This window comes from Vibrio cincinnatiensis (assembly GCF_022113815.1).
GTDB lineage: Bacteria > Pseudomonadota > Gammaproteobacteria > Enterobacterales > Vibrionaceae > Vibrio > Vibrio cincinnatiensis_A.
Genome location: NZ_SGOM01000010.1, coordinates 65,980 through 85,431, shown reverse-complemented (window position 1 = coordinate 85,431; position 19,452 = coordinate 65,980). Strand labels below are relative to the sequence as shown.

Here is a 19,452-nt window from a genome sequence, read left to right as displayed (position 1 = left end):
GTTGCCAGTCGCATGTCGGCGTAGCAAAATTTGGTGAAAATCTTATAAATTCAACACAAAAAATAAACCCAAGGTAATAATCAAGGTTTATTTATTAACTTTTATTTTACAATTTTGTCATGATAATTCTGGTGAATATGTTTAATAGAGGTTGGGTTTTATCGGTTTATCACTAAATTTCATTCATAACTATAAATGCTTCAATTAAAGCTGAGTGAGCAAGCCCGTGAAAGAAAGAAAGTTAAGACCTGTTAATTTAGATTTGCAGACCATAAGCTTTCCGATCACCGCAATCGCTTCTATCCTCCACCGAGTGGCGGGGGTTATTACGTTTGTCGCGGTCGGTATTTTGCTATGGTTACTATCCCTCTCCTTATCCTCTCCTGTTGGGTTTATGGAGGCGAGTGAAATCGTCAGTGGTTTCTTCGTTAAATTTATTCTATGGGGCATCTTGACTGCGTTGGCCTATCATATCATCGGTGGCATTCGTCATCTGATCATGGATCTGGGGTATTTCGAAGAGCTTGATACAGGTTCGATGACAGCCAAAGTGTCATTTGCAATTACTGGTATTTTATCGTTATTGGTGGGGGTGTGGCTATGGTAAAGCATGTCTCTTCATTGGGTCGTAATGGTGTCCATGATTTTTTATTACTCCGCGCGACAGCGATAATTTTAACACTGTATACAATATATCTGGTGAGTTTTTGTGCTTTCACGGATATTTCTTACCTCTCTTGGTCACAATTCTTCGGTACCACCTTAACGAAAGTGTTTACCATGTTGGCACTCGTTTGCATTCTTATCCACGGCTGGATTGGTTTATGGCAAGTACTCACTGATTATGTTAAGTGCTCAAAACTCCGGGCTACATTGCAGTTGGTCGTGGTTATGACCTTATTGGGGTACTTTTTCTCTGGACTATTTGTATTGTGGGGTGTGTAAGTGACTATTCCTGTTCGTGAGTTCGATGCCGTTGTCATTGGCGCTGGTGGTGCAGGTATGCGTGCTGCACTACAAATTTCAGAGCAAGGGTTAACCTGTGCTTTGCTTTCTAAGGTTTTCCCAACTCGCTCTCATACTGTCTCTGCTCAAGGTGGTATTACTGTGGCATTGGGAAATTCACATAAAGATAACTGGCAGTGGCATATGTATGACACTGTGAAAGGTTCCGACTACATTGGTGACCAAAATGCCATTGAATATATGTGTAAAAATGGACCTGAATCTGTTATTGAGCTAGAACGTATGGGGCTGCCTTTCTCTCGTTTTGAAGATGGCACCATCTATCAACGTCCCTTTGGTGGGCAATCCAAAGAATTTGGTGGTGAACAAGCTGCTCGTACGGCGGCGGCGGCCGACCGTACTGGCCATGCTTTATTGCATACGCTTTACCAACAAAACATTAAACATAAAACCACGATTTTCTCAGAATGGTATGCACTTGATTTAGTGAAAAACCAAGATGGAGCCGTACTTGGTTGTACTGCGTTATGCATGGAAACCGGAGAAATCTGCTACTTCAAATCTAAAGCAACTATTTTAGCCACGGGTGGGGCTGGACGTATTTATGCCTCAACAACCAACGCACACATTAATACTGGTGATGGGGTTGGAATGGCTCTGCGAGCGGGCGTTCCGATGCAAGATATGGAAATGTGGCAGTTTCATCCAACAGGCATTGCAGGCGCGGGGGTTCTGGTTACAGAAGGTTGTCGTGGTGAAGGCGGTTACCTACTCAATAAAGACGGTGAGCGTTTTATGGAGCGTTATGCTCCAAATGCGAAAGACCTCGCTGGTCGTGATGTGGTGGCTCGTTCAATGATGATCGAAATTCGTGAAGGGCGTGGCTGTGATGGTCCATGGGGCCCGCACCTTAAGTTGAAACTTGATCATCTGGGTAAAGAGGTTTTGGAGTCTCGTCTGCCAGGTATTTGTGAGCTTTCACGTACCTTTGCACATGTTGACCCTGTTAAAGAGCCGATTCCAGTTATCCCAACCTGCCATTATATGATGGGCGGTGTTCCGACTCAGGTTTCTGGGCAAGCATTAAAACAAGATGCGTCAGGTAAGGATTTCGAGGTTCAAGGTTTATTTGCTTGTGGTGAAATTGCCTCAGTTTCAGTTCATGGAGCAAACCGTTTAGGCGGGAATTCACTGCTTGACCTTGTGGTGTTCGGACGCGCAACCGGTTTACACCTTGGTGAAACGTTAGCAGCACAAGCGGAAGCTCGTCCTGCAACCCAATCGGATATTGAAGCCTCTTTGGCCCGAACCATGCGTTGGGAAAATAGCACCCAAGGTGAAGATCCTGTACAAATCCGTAAAGATCTCCAACGTTGTATGCAAAACAGCTTCTCAGTATTCCGTGAGGGGGAAGCCATGGCAACCGGGCTTGAAGAGCTGAAAGTGATACGTGAGCGTCTCAAAGAGGCTCACTTGGCGGATAAATCTAAAGAGTTTAATACTCAGCGTGTTGAATGCTTAGAGCTTGACAACTTGATGGAAACGGCATTTTCGACGGCGGTTGCAGCAAACTACCGCACAGAGAGCCGTGGAGCCCACGCTCGCTTTGACTACCCAGATCGTGATGATGCCAATTGGTTGTGTCACTCTATTTATAATCCGGAAACTGAAAAAATGAGCAAACGTGACGTGAATATGTCACCCGTTCATCGTGAAGCTTTCCCACCAAAAATTCGTACGTACTAAGGGAGGAATAACGAATGAAACTGAACTTCTCTTTGTATCGCTACAATCCGGATGTCGATAAAAAGCCTTATATGAAAGACTATCTACTTGAAGTCGAAGAAGGCTCGGATATGATGGTGTTGGACGCGCTGATTTTATTGAAAGAACAAGATCCAACGATTGCGTTTCGTCGTTCATGCCGTGAAGGAGTATGTGGCTCTGATGGCTTAAATATGAACGGTAAAAATGGTTTGGCTTGCATTACACCGTTATCTGCCCTGAAAGGCAGTAAAATTGTTATTCGGCCTTTGCCCGGTTTACCCGTTGTACGTGACCTAATCGTTGATATGACACAGTTCTACGATAATTACGCGAAAGTTAAGCCGTTTTTGATCTCCGATGGTGAATTACCGCCATCTCGTGAGCATTTACAGCTACCTGAAGAACGTGAGCATCTTGATGGTTTATATGAATGCATTATGTGTGCTTGTTGTTCTACTTCTTGTGCCTCTTTTTGGTGGAACCCGGATAAATTTATTGGTCCTGCCGGCTTATTAGCGGCTTATCGCTGGCTAATTGATAGTCGAGATACGGCAACCGATGAGCGCTTATCAAATCTTGATGATGCATTTAGCGTTTTTCGTTGCCATGGCATAATGAATTGTGTAAGTGTTTGTCCTAAGGGGCTAAACCCAACGAAAGCGATCGGCCATATTAAATCGATGTTGGTGAATCGCTCGGTTTAGATAATAGAAGATTGCAGGCCCTTGGGGCCTGCCTTTATAGCTCGGCGTAAGACCGAAGCAAACGTGAAAACTACTGGTTAAGGGAAAATAATGCACAACGGCGTGATGAAGGCATGGCTCGAGTCTTCACACTTGGCTGGCGCCAATGCAACTTATGTAGAAGATCTCTACGAACTGTATCTAAGTGACCCCGACCTGGTAAGTGAGGAGTGGAAACGTGTTTTTGAAGGTTTGCCTGCGCAACCTGATCATGTGGTTGAACAACCACATTCACGTATCCGTGATTACTTCCGGCGACTCGCTCAAGACACAAAGCATTACAATGTCCAAGTTAGTGATCCTGAAGTCGATGCAAAGCAAGTAAAAGTTCTGCAGCTAATCAATGCGTACCGCTTCCGCGGGCATGAGGCCGCTCAACTCGATCCCCTTGGTTTATGGAAACGCCCACCGGTGGCGGAATTAGATCCCTCCTTCCATAACCTCACTGAAGATGACATGGAAGAAACGTTCAACGTGGGTTCTTTTGCCGTTGGCGCAGATACCATGAAGTTGAAAGATATCTATCATTCTCTGAATAAAATTTACTGTGGTTCTGTCGGTGCGGAATACATGCATATGACTGATACAGAGCAAAAGCGTTGGATTCAGCAGCGTTTGGAGCCTGTGCTCGGTGAGCCCACCTTTACGTTGGATGAGAAACGAACTTTCCTCGATGAACTGACTGCAGCAGAAGGACTGGAGCGTTATCTCGGTGCAAAATTCCCTGGGGCTAAACGTTTCTCTTTAGAAGGGGGAGATGCCTTAATCCCGATGACCAAAGAGCTTATTCGTCACGCCGGTAAAAGTGGTATGCGAGAAGTGGTGATCGGTATGGCTCACCGTGGTCGTTTGAATATGTTAGTCAACGTGTTAGGGAAAAAACCGCAAGGCTTATTCGATGAATTTGCGGGTAAACACGATGAAACATGGGGAACCGGAGATGTAAAATATCACCAAGGTTTCTCCGCTGATTTTGCAACGCCGGGGGGAGATGTTCACCTTGCTTTGGCTTTTAACCCTTCACACTTAGAGATTGTTAACCCCGTGGTAATGGGCTCGGTTCGTGCTCGTCAGGATCGTTTAGGGGATTCCGAAGGAAGCCGAGTTTTGCCTATCACGATTCATGGTGATTCTGCAGTGGCAGGGCAAGGGGTGGTTGCTGAAACATTTAATATGTCACAGGCTCGTGGCTATTGTGTCGGTGGAACGGTTCGAATTGTTATCAACAACCAAGTTGGATTTACCACATCAAACCCTCGTGATACTCGTTCAACGATGTACTGTACCGATATTGCTAAGATGGTACAGGCTCCGATTTTTCACGTAAATTCTGATGATCCTGAAGCCGTTGCTTTTGTGACCCGGATGGCGTTGGATTATCGCAATGAATTCAAGCGTGATGTTGTGATTGAACTGGTGTGTTATCGCCGTCATGGTCATAACGAAGCGGATGAACCGAATGCCACTCAACCTTTGATGTATCAGAAGATCAAAAAACATCCTACAACTCGCAAGCTTTATGCTGATGTTTTGATTGAGCGAAAAGAGTGTGATATCGAAGTCGCCACACAGCTCATCAATGAATATCGTGATGCGTTGGATCATGGTGAAGTGGTTGTGAAAGAGTGGCGACCAATGACCATGCATTCAGTGGATTGGTCTCCTTATATTGGGCATGATTGGAACGAAGCTTGGGATAATCAGTTTTCCTTAGAACGCTTACAAGAGCTTGGTCAGAAAATTTGCCAATATCCAGAGAGTCATAAGTTACAAAGTCGGGTTGAAAAGATCTACAACGACCGAATGTCTATGATATCGGGTGAGAAAATGCTCGATTGGGGGATGGCTGAAACATTAGCGTATGCAACGTTAGTGGATGATGGACAACGCATTCGCATCTCAGGGCAAGATTCGGGGCGCGGAACTTTCTTCCATCGTCACTCGGTCTTACATAACCAATCTGATGCAAGTACTTATATTCCATTAGCCAATGTTCATGATAAGCAAGGGCCTTTTGAAGTCATTGACTCTGTATTGTCTGAAGAAGCGGTTCTAGCTTTTGAATATGGTTATGCAACAGCAGAACCGGGTGGATTAACGATTTGGGAAGCTCAGTTTGGTGACTTTGCCAATGGTGCTCAAGTTGTGATTGACCAATTCATTTCATCGGGTGAGCAAAAGTGGGCGCGTTTATGTGGTTTGACGATGCTGCTTCCTCATGGTTATGAAGGCCAAGGTCCAGAGCATTCATCGGCTCGTCTAGAGCGCTACTTGCAGCTTTGTGCAGAACAAAATATGCAAGTGGTAGTGCCTTCAACGCCAGCACAGGTTTACCACATGCTGCGTCGCCAGGTGGTTCGTAAAATGCGCCGACCTCTCATTGTGATGTCTCCGAAATCTTTGTTACGTCATCCGCTATGTGTATCCAGTATGGATGATCTCGCGCAAGGTACTTTTTTACCCGCTATCGGTGAAATCGATAACCTTGAACCGACCAAAGTGAAACGGGTGGTGTTTTGTTCAGGTAAAGTGTATTACGACTTACTTGAGCAGCGACGTAACAAGGAACAAGACGATGTAGTGATTGTTCGTATCGAGCAGCTTTATCCTTTCCCTCTTGAGGAAGTTCAAGCTGCTATCGCGCCGTACAGCAATGTTGTTGATTATGTATGGTGTCAGGAAGAGCCACAGAACCAAGGTGCTTGGTATTGCAGCCAACATAATTTCCGTGCAGCAATTCCTGCTGGAGCGGATCTGAAATATGCGGGCCGCCCTGCTTCTGCATCACCGGCCGTTGGTTATATGTCGGTACATATGAAACAACAGAAAGCGTTGGTAGAAGACGCTCTGACCCTAGCTTAAGAACTAGAAGTAAAAGGAAGAGACAGATTATGACAGTTGAAATTCTGGTTCCAGATTTACCTGAATCAGTCGCTGATGCAACGGTAGCGACATGGCATAAACAACCGGGTGACGCAGTCGCGCGAGATGAAGTGATCGTTGAGATTGAAACAGACAAAGTTGTGCTAGAAGTTCCGGCTCCGGAAGAAGGTATTTTGGAAGCGATTTTGGAACAAGAAGGTGCGACCGTATTGTCTAAGCAACTCTTAGCTCGGCTTAAGCCGGGTGCGGTTGCGGGTGAACCAACACAAGATAGTACTGCGGCGACAGAGCCATCACCCGATAAGCGACACAAAGCCGCTCTCACCGAAGAAACGAATGATGCGTTAAGCCCAGCGGTTCGCCGTTTATTAGCCGAACACAGTTTAGAGGCTTCACAAGTGAAAGGCTCCGGTGTCGGTGGACGCATTACTCGAGAGGATGTTGAAGCTTACTTAGCTACGAATAAAGCTCAACCTGAGGTTGAACAAGCGGCACTTGCGGCACCCGTGGCCGCTCGTAGTGAGAAACGAGTCCCGATGACACGTTTGCGTAAGCGTATTGCTGAGCGTTTGCTGGAAGCCAAAAATAGCACAGCGATGTTGACGACGTTTAATGAAGTCAATATGAAGCCCATCATGGAGCTGCGTAAACAGTATCAAGATCTGTTTGAGAAAAAGCATGGCATACGTTTAGGCTTTATGTCTTTTTACGTTAAAGCAGTAACAGAAGCACTTAAACGTTACCCTGAAGTCAATGCTTCACTTGATGGAGATGATATTGTTTATCATAACTTCTTCGACATCAGTATTGCCGTTTCAACGCCGCGTGGTCTAGTCACCCCCGTACTGCGAGATAGTGATACTTTAGGCCTTGCTCAGATTGAGAAAGGCATTAAAGATTTGGCGGAAAAAGGCCGTGATGGTAAGTTGACGGTTGATGAACTGATTGGCGGAAATTTCACCATTACCAATGGCGGAGTTTTCGGTTCTTTAATGTCAACACCGATCATTAACCCACCACAAGCGGCGATCTTAGGAATGCATAAAATCCAAGATCGAGCCATGGTGGTGGATGGTCAGATTGAAATCTTACCAATGATGTATTTGGCATTGTCTTATGATCACCGCTTGATTGATGGTCGTGAATCCGTAGGTTTCCTCGTTACCGTAAAAGAGTTGCTGGAAGATCCTGCACGCCTATTACTGGATGTATAAAATTTAGACGTAATATACGTTTAAGCACGGGGCCGGATCAGCTCAACATCCGGCCTAATTTATCAGCCATTTGGCTACTCATTGAGAGTACCCCTACAGACGTACAGCTCAACAAAGTATTGGGCTATATGGAATAAAAATATATAAATGGAATAACATAATGAATTTGCATGAATATCAAGCCAAACAGCTGTTTGCAGAATTCGGTTTGCCTGTCCCTGAAGGCTATGCATGTGATACCCCGCAAGAAGCTTTCGAAGCTGCAGGGCGTATTAGTACCGTTAAAAAAGTCGTGAAATGTCAGGTTCATGCTGGCGGTCGTGGCAAAGCGGGCGGTGTTGAACTGCATGAAAGCAAAGACGGCGTTAAAGAATTTGCCCAAAAATGGTTAGGAAAAAATCTCATTACTTACCAAACCGATGCGAATGGACAACCAGTTTCAAAAATTTTGGTTGAAGAAGCGTCGAATATTGCCAATGAACTCTATTTAGGTGCAGTGGTTGACCGAGCTACCCGTCGTATCGTCTTTATGGCGTCGACTGAAGGCGGCGTGGAAATTGAGAAAGTGGCAGAAGAAACGCCAGAGCTGATCCATAAAGCGGCTATTGACCCTCTCGTTGGTCCTCAAGCCTATCAAGGCCGAGAACTCGCATTTAAACTTGGTCTGCAAGGTGAACAAATTAAACAGTTTGTCAAAATCTTCATGGGACTAGGACAGATGTTTACGCAGTATGATCTTGCTCTTTTAGAAATTAACCCGCTCGTGGTGACAGCAGAAGGTAACCTACTGTGTTTAGACGGAAAAATTAATATCGATTCAAATGCTTTGTATCGCCAGCCTAAACTGCGTGAAATGCATGATCCCTCTCAGGAAGATGCCCGTGAAGCTCATGCTGCGCAATGGGAACTTAACTATGTTGCCCTTGATGGTAATGTTGGCTGCATGGTTAATGGTGCCGGTCTTGCAATGGGTACCATGGATATCGTTAATCTGCATGGCGGCAAGCCTGCCAACTTCTTAGATGTCGGTGGTGGTGCGACGAAAGAGCGCGTCGCTGAAGCTTTTAAAATTATCCTGTCTGATGATAATGTGAAAGCGGTTCTGGTGAATATTTTCGGTGGTATCGTGCGTTGTGACATGATCGCAGAAGGGATTATCGGTGCGGTAAAAGAAGTGGGTGTGGAAGTCCCGGTTGTGGTTCGTCTAGAAGGGACCAATGCGGAACTTGGCCGTGAAGTGTTAGCGAAATCTGGTTTAGATATCATTGCCGCTGAGTCGTTGACGGACGCAGCGAAGAAAGTGGTTGCTGCTGCGGAGGGCAAATAATAATGTCAGTATTAATTAACAAAGACACCAAAGTTATTTGTCAGGGATTCACGGGCGGTCAAGGAACTTTCCATTCTGAACAATCCATTGCCTACGGTACTCAAATGGTAGGTGGGGTTTCACCGGGCAAAGGTGGAACAACCCATCTAGGTTTACCCGTTTTTAATACCGTTCGTGAAGCAGTCGAGGCAACAGGTGCGACGGCATCAGTTATCTATGTTCCAGCTCCTTTCTGTAAAGACGCTATTTTAGAAGCGATTGATGCTGGTATTGAACTTATCGTGACCATTACAGAAGGTATTCCAACTACTGATATGATTGATGTAAAAGTGAAGTTGGAAGAAACGGGTGTGCGCATGATTGGTCCTAACTGCCCGGGCGTGATTACGCCGGATGAGTGTAAAATCGGTATTATGCCGGGTCATATTCATAAGAAAGGTAAAGTTGGCATTGTGTCGCGTTCTGGAACTCTCACTTATGAAGCGGTGAAACAAACCACGGATGAAGGTTTTGGCCAGTCTAGCTGTGTGGGTATTGGTGGCGACCCTATTCCAGGTTCGAACTTTATTGATATTCTAAAGCTGTTTCAAGAAGATCCTGAAACGGAAGCCATTGTGATGATCGGTGAGATCGGTGGTACTGCAGAAGAAGAAGCGGCGGCATTTATTAAAGATAATGTGACTAAGCCTGTTGTTTCATACATTGCGGGTGTAACCGCACCTCCGGGTAAACGAATGGGACATGCAGGTGCGATCATTTCTGGTGGAAAAGGAACGGCAGATGAAAAATTTGCAGCACTGGAATCAGCGGGTGTGAAAACCGTGAAAAGCCTTGCCGATATCGGTCAAGCTTTACGTGAAGTGACAGGTTGGTAAGTTTTCACTTATTCTAAAAAAGGGCCACCAAATTTCCGGTGGCCCTTTTTATGCTTTAGCGTTGCTTTATTAACTGACTGAGCATGAACATCATTGTTGCGCTTACCACCACAGAGGGGCCTGCAGGAGTATCAAATTGCCAGGAAAGAGAAAGCCCTGTCAACACACAAATAATCCCAATTGAAGATGCTATCAGAGCCATCTGTTCTGGTGTTTTGGCGATGCGTCTGGCGGTTGCCGCGGGGATAATCATCAACGAGGTCATGATTAATGCTCCCACAAATTTCATACCAACCGCAATAACCACGCCAATTAACAACATTAAGATCAAGCGCATTAACTCAATGTTGACTCCTTCAACACTTGCCAATTCTTCATTGACACTGCTGGACAGCAAAGGTCGCCAAAAGAGATAAACTAATCCACTTACCGCAATTACACCACTCCAGATAAACCAGAGATCCACAGGGCTAACTGCGAGGAGATCACCAAATAAGTAGCTCATGAGATCAATTCGTACATTATCGAGAAAACTGACCGCAATCAGGCCAAGTGATAAAGAACTGTGGGCTAAAATGCCGAGTAATGTATCGGTCGCAATCAATTTTTGCCGCTGCATTGTTACCAAAATCACAGCAAGTCCCAAGCAACAAATAAGTAATGCGAAGTAAAGGTTAATGTCGAGCAAAAAACCAAGCGCCAGCCCCAGTAAAGAGGCGTGAGCGAGGGTGTCGCCAAAATAAGCCATTCGACGCCAAACGACAAAAGAGCCAAGCGGACCCGCTATGATGGCGATTCCGATTCCAGCAGCAATAGAAGGCAGTAAAAACTCAATCATGGTGATGGTGACCGTGTGAATGGTGAGAACAAATTTGCGCATCTCCTTTAACGGGTTGACCTGCTAAATCGTGATGGTGTTGATGGTTATGCTGATAAAAAGCCAGAGTCTCTCGGCTACGATGACCGAATAAAGCCAGGTAGCTGGGATGTTGAGAAATATCAGCGGGAGAACCCGAACAACAGATATGGTGATGTAAACAGATCACCTCATCTGTTTTTGCCATTACTAAATGTAGGTCATGAGAAACCATAAAAACAGCGCAGTGAAAACGAAGACGAATGGTATCAATCAGGTCATAAAGATCAATTTGTCCTTGTACATCGACCCCTTGGGCCGGTTCATCTAATACCAATACATCGGGGCGTTGTAGTAGTGCACGGGCAAGAAGTACCCGCTGATTTTCACCACCCGATAATTTATGCATATCACTATCATTGAGATGTTCAGCACCCACTAAGAGTAATGCTTCATTGATCTCTTGTGCACTGTACTTGCCCGCAAGGCGAAGAAAGCGATTCACACTCAGAGGGAGTGTATCATTAAGCTTGAGTTTTTGAGGTACATACCCAATTTTGATATTTTTCCCTCGGGAGATTGAACCAGAATCTTGCTGGTGTAGCCCGAGTAATACACGAACTAATGTTGATTTCCCAGCTCCATTAGGGCCGATTAATGTTGTAATTTTGCCGCGAGAGAGCGACAGGTTGACCTTGTCTAAAACTCGGCGCTGATTGAAATCAACACAGATGTCATGCAATTCAATTAGCGTTGACATGAAAGAAACTCATTTGCAATTAGGTGATGTTATAATGTAACATTTCGAATCTACGAACGCTACCAGCAGGAAATTGTATCATGTTATCTAGATTGACACTGATCGCTATGCTAACCATATTACCTTCAATGGTGTGGGCCAGTGATATTTTGACCAGTATAAAGCCCATTCAGATGATCGCTTATGAGCTGACAGCTCAAGTAAACACACCTGATGTCCTTGTTTCTGCGAATGCTTCGCCGCACGATTATGCGCTTCGTCCTTCAGATGTAAAGCGGATTCGTGAAGCGGAATTGGTGATCTGGTTTGGTCCTGATCTTGAACCTTTTCTAGAGAAGCCACTCAGCCAACACAGCAATGTACTCACTTTAAGTGATATTCCTCAGTTGGCCTTGCGATCTTATGGGGAAGAAGCATCGCATGATCATGATGGGCATCATCATGGAACCTATGATCCACATTTTTGGCTTGGTATTGCACAAGCAAAAACAGTGGCGGAAGCCATTGCGCAGCGTTTAAGTGAAACTGACCCTAACCATAGCAAAGTTTACCAAGAGAACTTATCGCAATTTTTAGCGAAGCTAGATGAGACGGATAAAGCCATTGCTCAGCAATTAACGCCAGTCAAAAACAAGCCATACTATGTTTTTCACGATGCTTATGCTTATTTTGAAGATAGATATCAGCTTAATAATATTGGTCATTTTACCGTCAGTCCAGATAGAAAACCGGGTGCAAAAACATTAATTAGTATTCGTCGCGACTTGGCTAACCATCAAGCAATATGTGTGTTTGCTGAGCCACAATTTCAACCTGCAGTGATTGAAACCGTGGTCCGAGGTAGCCAAACTCATATCGGTATTCTCGATCCGCTAGGGTCTACTATCCCTGTTCAAGCGGGAAGCTATTTTTCCTTTCTGGAGCAACTTGCAGGGAATTTTTACTCTTGCTTATCTCAATAATGAAGAAAAGACATTCTGCCGTTAAGTAAAAAGGTAGACCGTAAATCATACCCTGATACGCATTTTTTGTGCTATCAGGGTATGGTGGTATCATTAGTTAGCGTTTCTTTATTGTTCGGTTTTTATTGGTCATAATTGATGACATTTATGCGCTTTAGGCCAAAAAAGCGATCAACCACATCACATATTCTCTGATTGCTTCTACCTAATCCAATTTGTTTAGATAAAATACTTTACTGTTATCTCTCCTCAGCACGTTATCTTCAATCCATGATCGATAAATACCATTCGTGATAATCAATTTTCAATGGTTTGCAAGGTCAAGAGATCAGCGTATTATTTAATTTTCTCTAAAAAATAACTCTTGTGTCATTAACCTAGATAAAGGAATGAGTGTGCTTTTTTTACCGGTTAAAGGAATAACTTTGTACCGTATATTATTACTCATCTTTCTGATGGTTCGGTTCTCACCGCTATCTGCACAAGTGTTAGATATGACGTCATCGATATCTTACCCTTTACCGACCCTGTCACAGGGCAAAGTCTTTGTTGCCCAACAACTTTTTAGAGGAGATGAAGGGGGGATCTGGATTCATGATATTCATGGTAACGTGATGTTTTTTGATGGACAAACCATCCTACCAAGGCGGGGTTCTGTCTTACCCAAGCGTTATCAGCAATTAGTGTATCAGCAAGGGGCATTTTGGACCTTTATTGACAATGAGCTTTATCGCACTTATCCGGGAGGTGAACCGGAACGAGTGCTGAGCTTGACGCCCGGCGTTGTGATTAAGAATATTGGTGCATCCAACGGTTATCTCTGGTTAACCGATAATCGTTTTTTCTATTCTTATCGTATCGCAGAGGGTGAACTACAAACCCTTTCTTTAAGTAAACTTTATCAACTTAATCAAGCCAGTAACATCATTATCAATGATGCGGTGAAAGTACGGAATAAATGGGTTTTAGCAACAAATGTTGGAACGTACTTATCCAAACAAAATCAATTTACTCACATTCTCCAATCTGGAAAACATGCGATAGAAACCTTATTTCTTTCTCCAAGAAGAAACCACTTACTGGTGGGGACACACAATGGTGCTTTGGTGATTGATATTGAACATCCTACCCAAGTGGTGAAAAAAATCGGGAACTCTACGGTTTCTAGTATGATTGAAACGGAGGATGCTTACTGGATAGGTACTGAGAATGGGTTATTGATTTATTCATTGAACCGCGATGAAATTACGGAATTTACAGGCATAAAATCCGCTGAGTATGGGTTACCAGACGGAAAAATTTATGCTCTCGCTAACGATCAACGCGGTGGTATTTGGATAGCAACGAAGAAAGGCATCCGATATTTTTCACTTTTTAGCCAAAAGTTCACTCGTTACTTCACGGATAACATGGAGCATGATGGCATTGCCTCTAGTGTCAAAAAATTACTGCCTTTATCCGGTTCAAATAACTATTTAATGATTACCCACACCGGGCTTTTTTTACTGGATACACAGCACAAAGGTATTAAAACGTTGCTCTATAAAGGGAGAGTGAACGATGTCTTGCAAATAGGACAACGACTCTGGATCGCTACGGCTCAGGGGCTTATTTACCACTCTCTGTCCAATCAATCGTTACCTTTGCCCTCAATACCCAGTGTGTTACGCCATAATAACATAGACTTTTTAACGGTAGATAAGCAAGGCACATTATGGGGCGCTTCAACTGGCCGTCTTTGGGCTTACCATACACAGAAAAAGCATTACGTTGATTTTTCCCAAGAGTGGCAGTCCGTTCAACATTCACCACTAACCATAACTTGGTTGCATGCCAGCCAAAAATATGGATTGCTGATAGGCACGGAACAAGGGGTTTACCGATTGGATAATGATCAAATCACTTATTATAAAGAAAGTGCCCCTTATGGGAGTAGTCTACAAGTTATTGAAGCAGCAAATGGGACGCTCTGGTTTTTAAGTGAATTTGGTCTTTTTCGCTTCCATGCTCTTAATTACCCAGTAACGCCTCTTCCTTTGGAGGAAGACAATCTTCGTTTAAAATGTTTGCTATTGACATCTCAAGGCTTATGGCTCTCTTCATCACAGGGGGTTACGCTTTATCACTTTGATGGTTCAATCCAAAAACATATTGGCGCCCCTTATGGGCTAATAAATAATGAATTAGAGACGGGAATTTGTGCAACTAGTGGAGATCGAGGTCAAGAAACTCTGCTTTTTTCTTCTGCGCAAGGGCTTATTCATATGCAAGCCGAAGAGATTGCAGATACGCCTATTCCACAACAGCCCATTGTATTGAGTCAGGTGAGCATTGAGTACCATCCCATTCATATTGGTGGGCTTGCTCAACAATCATTAGACGTTGATTATGGAAAGGCGATCAGCTTTCATTTTGGTTCAGTACCACTTACTGGTAACCAACGTCTTGAATTTCGAATTAATCATGATGATTGGCAGCCGTTCGAAGGGCCTCACCTTACCTTCGATCACCTTTTCCCAGGTGAGTATCGCTTGTCATTACGTAACCAAAATGAGCCAACAGAGAGTTTTACTTGGCGCTTCCATGTTCTGAAACCGTGGTATTTTTCCTTACTCGCATGTATAGGATATTTATTCATTATAACGATGTTTATTGTGTTATTTATTCGTTGGCGGGCTCGGGTGATGATTCGTTTGAATGAAGATTTACGTCAGCAGGTCGCATTGAAAACACGTCAGGCTCAACAGCAAAGCAAAATTCTGGTTAGCCATAATCAACAGTTGCGTAAGCAAGTACAGGTTCGTCAGCTATGGATTGATCGTTGGTTAGTGAAAAGTCAGTCATTATTAACGGTACTGACAGAGAAAGCGGCTCAACAGCAAAGCAAAGCATTATTACCATTAGCTCAGCGGATGACGACACAATTTAAGCAAATCAGTCTATTGAATAAGGGAAAAGTTGCTCATGGTATGAATCAGCCTCTAAAGCTTGTATTGGATACCATACTTGAAGGGTGGAAGCATGAATTTGCACAAGCTGGGATTCAAGTCGAGTGTGAGTTTACTGAGCCTCTTCCTGATGTTTGCCTTAAACAGTCGGGGCTTGATGCTATTTTTAACGCCATTTTTGCCGATGTGCTAGATCGTCTTCATCCACACCAAATATTGAGTATTAAAGGGCGACAACAAGAAGAGTGGATAGTGGTGAGGATAATGGACTGCGCTGAATCAACGGAGCGGTTAGATTTACAGATGGTGACGCTTGATGAGGATGGAACGCAGACTTTGCATGAGGCGGTAAATTTAACAGGAGGAGAGTTCAACGACTTTTCTTCCCCAGAGCGTAATTTGATTGAACTGAAATGGCCAGCTCATGTTCAGCCTACGACGGATAACGCGGTGAATATTCATTATGCGCCAGATCTTTCCGAATCTCATTGGTTGATGAAGTTGGATCAAATTATTGCCACCCATTATGCTGACCCAGACTTCACCACATCTACCGCTGCTTCACAGATGTATGTCTCTGAACGCAGTTTGCAGCGCCGATTTAAAAATGCGACCGGAAAAACATTTAAAGAATACCTCACGGAATATCGCCTTGAGCAGGCATGTGGTTTACTAATGAGCGGTGAGAAAATTTCTCAGGTTGCATTTTTATGTGGCTTTAATGACCCTTCTTATTTTAGTCAGCGTTTTAAGCTGCACTTTGGTTTATCTCCGTCACAATTTACAGAAGATGAGCGACCATCCTCCTTACGGTAACGAACTTATTATTTGACTGACCAAGTTAATCAGCAAAATGAACCTCTTATTATTAGTGAGCCGAGAAGGTGCTGGGAGTATGAGTGATGGCTGTTGAGCTAGGCAGGAGGATAGAAAGTGGAACAGAATAGAAAAAAAGATCGTGGTATAGCCGGGGGGACTATACCACGGGCGTCAATGACACCTTCGCTTGCTGCCGGAGTGATATGGGCAGTGCCATATCACCTCTGGAATTCTATCGGCGGGGAGAATCCCCGTTGACAGAATCACTATAATCAAACAGGCTTATTTCACGTATAAAATTAACGACAACGTAACCTGATAAAACCGTCATTAATGAATAATCTATTCTATCCATTTGTTTTACTTTTAGTTTTTGTTTTTTTGTTAGAAGATGAAAACTGAGTAAATAGAGATTTAATCCAAAGAAGAAAATTATTTGACGTTTTTAACGAGGGCGTTTTAGCGAAAGTGACGAGGCAATTTGTGGAATCTTTGATTTCACACAATGATTAATGGCGTTTGTAGGCGTATTATTACAGTTAGAAATAGAAATCCTTCTCATTTACAATACAGTTTGTGTGGCGACCAATGAAATTGTCTGAATTGAAAGCGGGTGAGTCTGGTCTCATCATCGCGTTGAATGAATTGTCGATAGACATTCGTAAGAAATTGATGGTAATGGGCTTGTTACCGAATACCCAAGTAACACTGATTCGTCGAGCTCCGATGGGAGACCCTCTTCAAATTGAAGTGAGAGGGGTTTCTATTGCTGTGCGAGAAAGTATAGCCTCGGCCGTGGAAGTGGAGAAAGTTTAATGGAATATCAAGTTTTAACCGTTGGTAACCCCAACAGTGGAAAAACGACGTTATTTAATGGCTTAACGGGTGCCAAACAGCAAGTTGGTAACTGGGCTGGTGTCACGGTTGAGAAGAAGACGGGTCGTTATCGTCATTCGGGCGATGAATTCCGAGTGACCGATTTACCGGGAATTTACGCTTTAGACAGTGGCAATGACAGTAATAGCATTGATGAGTCGATAGCGTCTCGTGCAGTGCTGACTCACCCAGTCGACTTGATCATCAATGTGGTTGATGTCACTTGCTTAGAACGCAGCCTTTATATGACCTTACAGTTACGTGAGTTAGGTCGCCCTATGGTTGTGGTTCTTAATAAAATGGACGCACTTAAGCGGGTACGTCAGACCATTGATATAAAAAAACTAGAGCAAGTATTAGGTTGCCCGGTTTTCGCTTTGTCTGCAAATAACAAACATCAAGTACGACGTTTTAAAGAACAACTGCATAAGAAAGTGGTGCAAGGTATTGCGCTTAAAGAATTAGAGCTGGATTATGGTTCGATATTTGAAGGGGCCATTACACAGTTAGAGCCGATTTTTGCCGCTCAGGAAGTGTCGGCTCGTGCTTTGGCGATCCGAGCGCTCGAGAATGACTTATTGGTGATCAATGAGCGGATGGAAGAAGAGCGTCAATTGATTAATCGTGAACAATTAAAATGCGAATTGGATATTGATTTACTTGTTGCTGATGTGAAATACACCTTTTTACATCAGTGTTGCCAACACGTGCGCCGTAGTGAAGGGAAGTTAAGCCACAGTTTTACGGAGAAAGTAGATCGAGTTATTTTAAATAAATGGGTAGGCGTTCCCTTCTTTTTTGTTGTCATGTATTTAATGTTTATGTTCTCTATCAATATTGGTAGTGCTTTTATCGACTTTTTTGATATTGGTGTCGGGGCATTATTGGTTGATGGTGGGCATTATCTGTTCGATGAGCATCTTCCCATTTGGTTAGTCACTTTATTGGCTGATGGCTTAGGTGGGGGGATTCAAACCGTCGCCACGTTTATTCCAGTTATTGCCTGTCTGTATCTATTTCTTGCGCTACTTGAAAGTTCAGGCTACATGTCGCGGGCTGCATTTGTGTTAGATAAAGTCATGCAGAAGATTGGTCTACCGGGTAAAGCCTTTGTCCCATTAGTGTTGGGATTTGGTTGCAATGTACCAGCAATTATGGCTACACGGACTCTGGATCAAGAACGTGAGCGAAAACTGGCGGCATCAATGGCACCATTTATGTCATGTGGTGCTCGTTTACCTGTCTATGCACTTTTTGCCGCCGCTTTTTTCCCAAACAATGGACAAAACGTCGTATTTGCTCTGTATCTATTAGGAATTGTTGCGGCAGTCTTTACGGGATGGGTGTTAAAGAAAACGTTATACCCTGGATCAAGTGACAGTTTATTAATGGAAATGCCAGATTATGAACTGCCTACGTTACAAAATGTGTTGATCAAAACATGGCAAAAATTAAAGCGCTTTGTTTTGGGTGCAGGAAAAACCATCGTTATTGTGGTGACCATTTTGAGCTTCTTTAATTCCTTAGGTACAGATGGTAGTTTTGGTAATGAAGATAGTGATAAATCGGTCTTATCAAGTGCAGCTCAAGTGGTGACACCGATATTTACACCGATCGGGATTCATCAAGATAATTGGGCGGCGACGGTAGGGATTATTACTGGTATTTTTGCAAAAGAAGCCGTTGTTGGAACACTGAACAATCTTTATAGCTCTGTTGACCAAGAAGACGCTGAGTTTGATTTACTGGCTAGCTTGCAAGAAGCGGTGATGACTATTCCTGAGAACCTAATGGGCCTTAATTTTTCTGACCCGCTAGGCATTGATGTGGGTGATCTTACTGATAATGATGCGATAGCTGCAGAGCAAGAAGTGGATGCGTCTATTTTTGGTAATTTACAGCACTATTTTGTGAGTAGCTACGCTGCATTCGCGTACTTGATTTTTATTCTGCTTTATACACCGTGCGTAGCTGCGATGGGAGCTTATGTGCGCGAATTTGGTTCAAAATATGCGCGTTTCATTGCTGTATGGACAATGGGGCTCGCTTATGGAGCCGCCGCTCTATTTTATCAAGCCGCGCATTTTAATGATCACCCTGTGAGTAGTGGTGGTTGGATTTTGGGAATTGTGTTGACGTCTGTTTTGGTGTTCCACTACATGAAACGTCTGGGGCGTAAACATCAGACACTTGAGGTTCAACTGGCATGATTTTATCTGAGCTTAAGCAGGTGATTGAACAACAAGGGTCAGCAACCCGAAAAGATCTCGCCAAACGTTTCGCTCTTAGTGAAGATGGCGTCGATGCGATGCTTGCCGTGTGGATCAAAAAAGGGGTGATTTCGCGTTTGATCGATACGAATGCGGCGAACTATGTTACACGAGTTCGCTATTGTTTGAATCGAGATAATAGTTTGTCATTAATCGTGACTATGTGATTGCTCCCCTTACTAAAAA

Annotated in this window: 15 protein-coding genes; 13 read left to right on the top strand and 2 right to left on the bottom strand. The window is 43.8% G+C overall.

Annotated features, from left to right (window positions below; genetic code table 11):
- Window positions 1-214 precede the first annotated feature (214 nt).
- The 8 genes from sdhC to sucD all read left to right on the top strand — a co-directional run bounded on the left by sdhC (window position 215) and on the right by sucD (window position 9,775).
- Window positions 215-607, top strand: a complete 393-nt coding sequence (gene sdhC, locus EXA13_RS13050) for a succinate dehydrogenase cytochrome b556 subunit (RefSeq protein ID WP_238133554.1) — start codon at window positions 215-217, stop codon at window positions 605-607.
- Window positions 601-945 carry a succinate dehydrogenase, hydrophobic membrane anchor protein gene (gene sdhD / locus EXA13_RS13045; RefSeq protein ID WP_238133605.1) on the top strand — a complete coding sequence of 115 codons (345 nt, stop codon included), beginning with the start codon at window positions 601-603 and terminating at the stop codon, window positions 943-945. Before sdhC ends, sdhD begins: the two co-directional genes overlap by 7 nt.
- Window positions 946-2,712, top strand: a complete 1,767-nt coding sequence (sdhA, locus tag EXA13_RS13040) for a succinate dehydrogenase flavoprotein subunit (RefSeq protein ID WP_238133553.1) — start codon at window positions 946-948, stop codon at window positions 2,710-2,712. It abuts the gene before it with no gap.
- A 14-nt stretch (window positions 2,713-2,726) separates the two neighbouring features.
- Window positions 2,727-3,437, top strand: coding sequence for a succinate dehydrogenase iron-sulfur subunit (locus tag EXA13_RS13035; RefSeq protein WP_238133552.1), 711 nt, complete (start codon window positions 2,727-2,729; stop codon window positions 3,435-3,437).
- A gap of 90 nt (window positions 3,438-3,527) precedes the next feature.
- Window positions 3,528-6,338, top strand: coding sequence for a 2-oxoglutarate dehydrogenase E1 component (gene sucA, locus EXA13_RS13030; protein WP_238133551.1), 2,811 nt, complete (start codon window positions 3,528-3,530; stop codon window positions 6,336-6,338).
- A 29-nt stretch (window positions 6,339-6,367) separates the two neighbouring features.
- Window positions 6,368-7,573 carry a 2-oxoglutarate dehydrogenase complex dihydrolipoyllysine-residue succinyltransferase gene (odhB, locus tag EXA13_RS13025; protein ID WP_238133550.1) on the top strand — a complete coding sequence of 402 codons (1,206 nt, stop codon included), beginning with the start codon at window positions 6,368-6,370 and terminating at the stop codon, window positions 7,571-7,573.
- Window positions 7,574-7,733: 160 nt separating this feature from the next.
- Window positions 7,734-8,900, top strand: a complete 1,167-nt coding sequence (sucC, locus tag EXA13_RS13020) for an ADP-forming succinate--CoA ligase subunit beta (protein ID WP_238133549.1) — start codon at window positions 7,734-7,736, stop codon at window positions 8,898-8,900.
- 2 nt (window positions 8,901-8,902) lie between these two features.
- On the top strand, window positions 8,903-9,775 hold the full coding sequence (sucD, locus tag EXA13_RS13015) for a succinate--CoA ligase subunit alpha (protein WP_238133548.1): 873 nt from the start codon (window positions 8,903-8,905) through the stop codon (window positions 9,773-9,775).
- A gap of 55 nt (window positions 9,776-9,830) precedes the next feature.
- Here sucD and znuB read toward each other — a convergent pair whose 3' ends face one another.
- Both znuB and znuC read right to left on the bottom strand, forming a co-directional pair.
- Entirely contained in the window at window positions 9,831-10,613 is a 783-nt protein-coding gene (znuB, locus tag EXA13_RS13010; protein ID WP_238133604.1) for a zinc ABC transporter permease subunit ZnuB, read from the bottom strand.
- Window positions 10,606-11,391 carry a zinc ABC transporter ATP-binding protein ZnuC gene (gene znuC, locus EXA13_RS13005; RefSeq protein WP_238133547.1) on the bottom strand — a complete coding sequence of 262 codons (786 nt, stop codon included), beginning with the start codon at window positions 11,389-11,391 and terminating at the stop codon, window positions 10,606-10,608. Before znuC ends, znuB begins: the two co-directional genes overlap by 8 nt.
- An 80-nt stretch (window positions 11,392-11,471) precedes the next feature.
- Between znuC and znuA the strand changes: the two genes are divergently transcribed.
- From znuA to EXA13_RS12980, 5 genes are all read left to right on the top strand, one after another.
- Complete coding sequence (gene znuA / locus EXA13_RS13000; RefSeq protein ID WP_238133546.1) at window positions 11,472-12,353, top strand: zinc ABC transporter substrate-binding protein ZnuA; 882 nt, start codon at window positions 11,472-11,474, stop codon at window positions 12,351-12,353.
- A 425-nt stretch (window positions 12,354-12,778) separates the two neighbouring features.
- A complete protein-coding gene (locus EXA13_RS12995) occupies window positions 12,779-16,117 on the top strand; it encodes an AraC family transcriptional regulator (protein WP_238133545.1) in 3,339 nt (1,112 codons plus the stop codon).
- A gap of 591 nt (window positions 16,118-16,708) precedes the next feature.
- A complete protein-coding gene (locus tag EXA13_RS12990; protein WP_238115479.1) occupies window positions 16,709-16,936 on the top strand; it encodes a FeoA family protein in 228 nt (75 codons plus the stop codon).
- The gene (feoB, locus tag EXA13_RS12985) at window positions 16,936-19,206 is read left to right on the top strand and encodes a Fe(2+) transporter permease subunit FeoB (protein WP_238133544.1); all 2,271 of its coding nucleotides are present in this window, start codon (window positions 16,936-16,938) and stop codon (window positions 19,204-19,206) included. The genes EXA13_RS12990 and feoB overlap by 1 nt, the downstream gene beginning before the upstream one ends.
- Entirely contained in the window at window positions 19,203-19,433 is a 231-nt protein-coding gene (locus tag EXA13_RS12980) for a FeoC-like transcriptional regulator (RefSeq protein WP_238115477.1), read from the top strand. Before feoB ends, EXA13_RS12980 begins: the two co-directional genes overlap by 4 nt.
- The last annotated feature ends 19 nt before the right edge of the window (window positions 19,434-19,452 follow it).

Coding starts and splice junctions, on each gene's coding strand:
- sdhD (WP_238133605.1), top strand. CDS start 601: ATGGTAAAGCATGTCTCTTCATTGGGTCGTAATGGTGTCCATGATTTT.
- odhB (WP_238133550.1), top strand. CDS start 6,368: ATGACAGTTGAAATTCTGGTTCCAGATTTACCTGAATCAGTCGCTGAT.
- feoB (WP_238133544.1), top strand. CDS start 16,936: ATGGAATATCAAGTTTTAACCGTTGGTAACCCCAACAGTGGAAAAACG.
- znuA (WP_238133546.1), top strand. CDS start 11,472: ATGTTATCTAGATTGACACTGATCGCTATGCTAACCATATTACCTTCA.
- sucD (WP_238133548.1), top strand. CDS start 8,903: ATGTCAGTATTAATTAACAAAGACACCAAAGTTATTTGTCAGGGATTC.
- znuC (WP_238133547.1), bottom strand. CDS start 11,391: ATGTCAACGCTAATTGAATTGCATGACATCTGTGTTGATTTCAATCAG.
- sucA (WP_238133551.1), top strand. CDS start 3,528: ATGCACAACGGCGTGATGAAGGCATGGCTCGAGTCTTCACACTTGGCT.
- znuB (WP_238133604.1), bottom strand. CDS start 10,613: ATGATTGAGTTTTTACTGCCTTCTATTGCTGCTGGAATCGGAATCGCC.
- EXA13_RS12980 (WP_238115477.1), top strand. CDS start 19,203: ATGATTTTATCTGAGCTTAAGCAGGTGATTGAACAACAAGGGTCAGCA.
- sucC (WP_238133549.1), top strand. CDS start 7,734: ATGAATTTGCATGAATATCAAGCCAAACAGCTGTTTGCAGAATTCGGT.
- EXA13_RS13035 (WP_238133552.1), top strand. CDS start 2,727: ATGAAACTGAACTTCTCTTTGTATCGCTACAATCCGGATGTCGATAAA.
- EXA13_RS12990 (WP_238115479.1), top strand. CDS start 16,709: ATGAAATTGTCTGAATTGAAAGCGGGTGAGTCTGGTCTCATCATCGCG.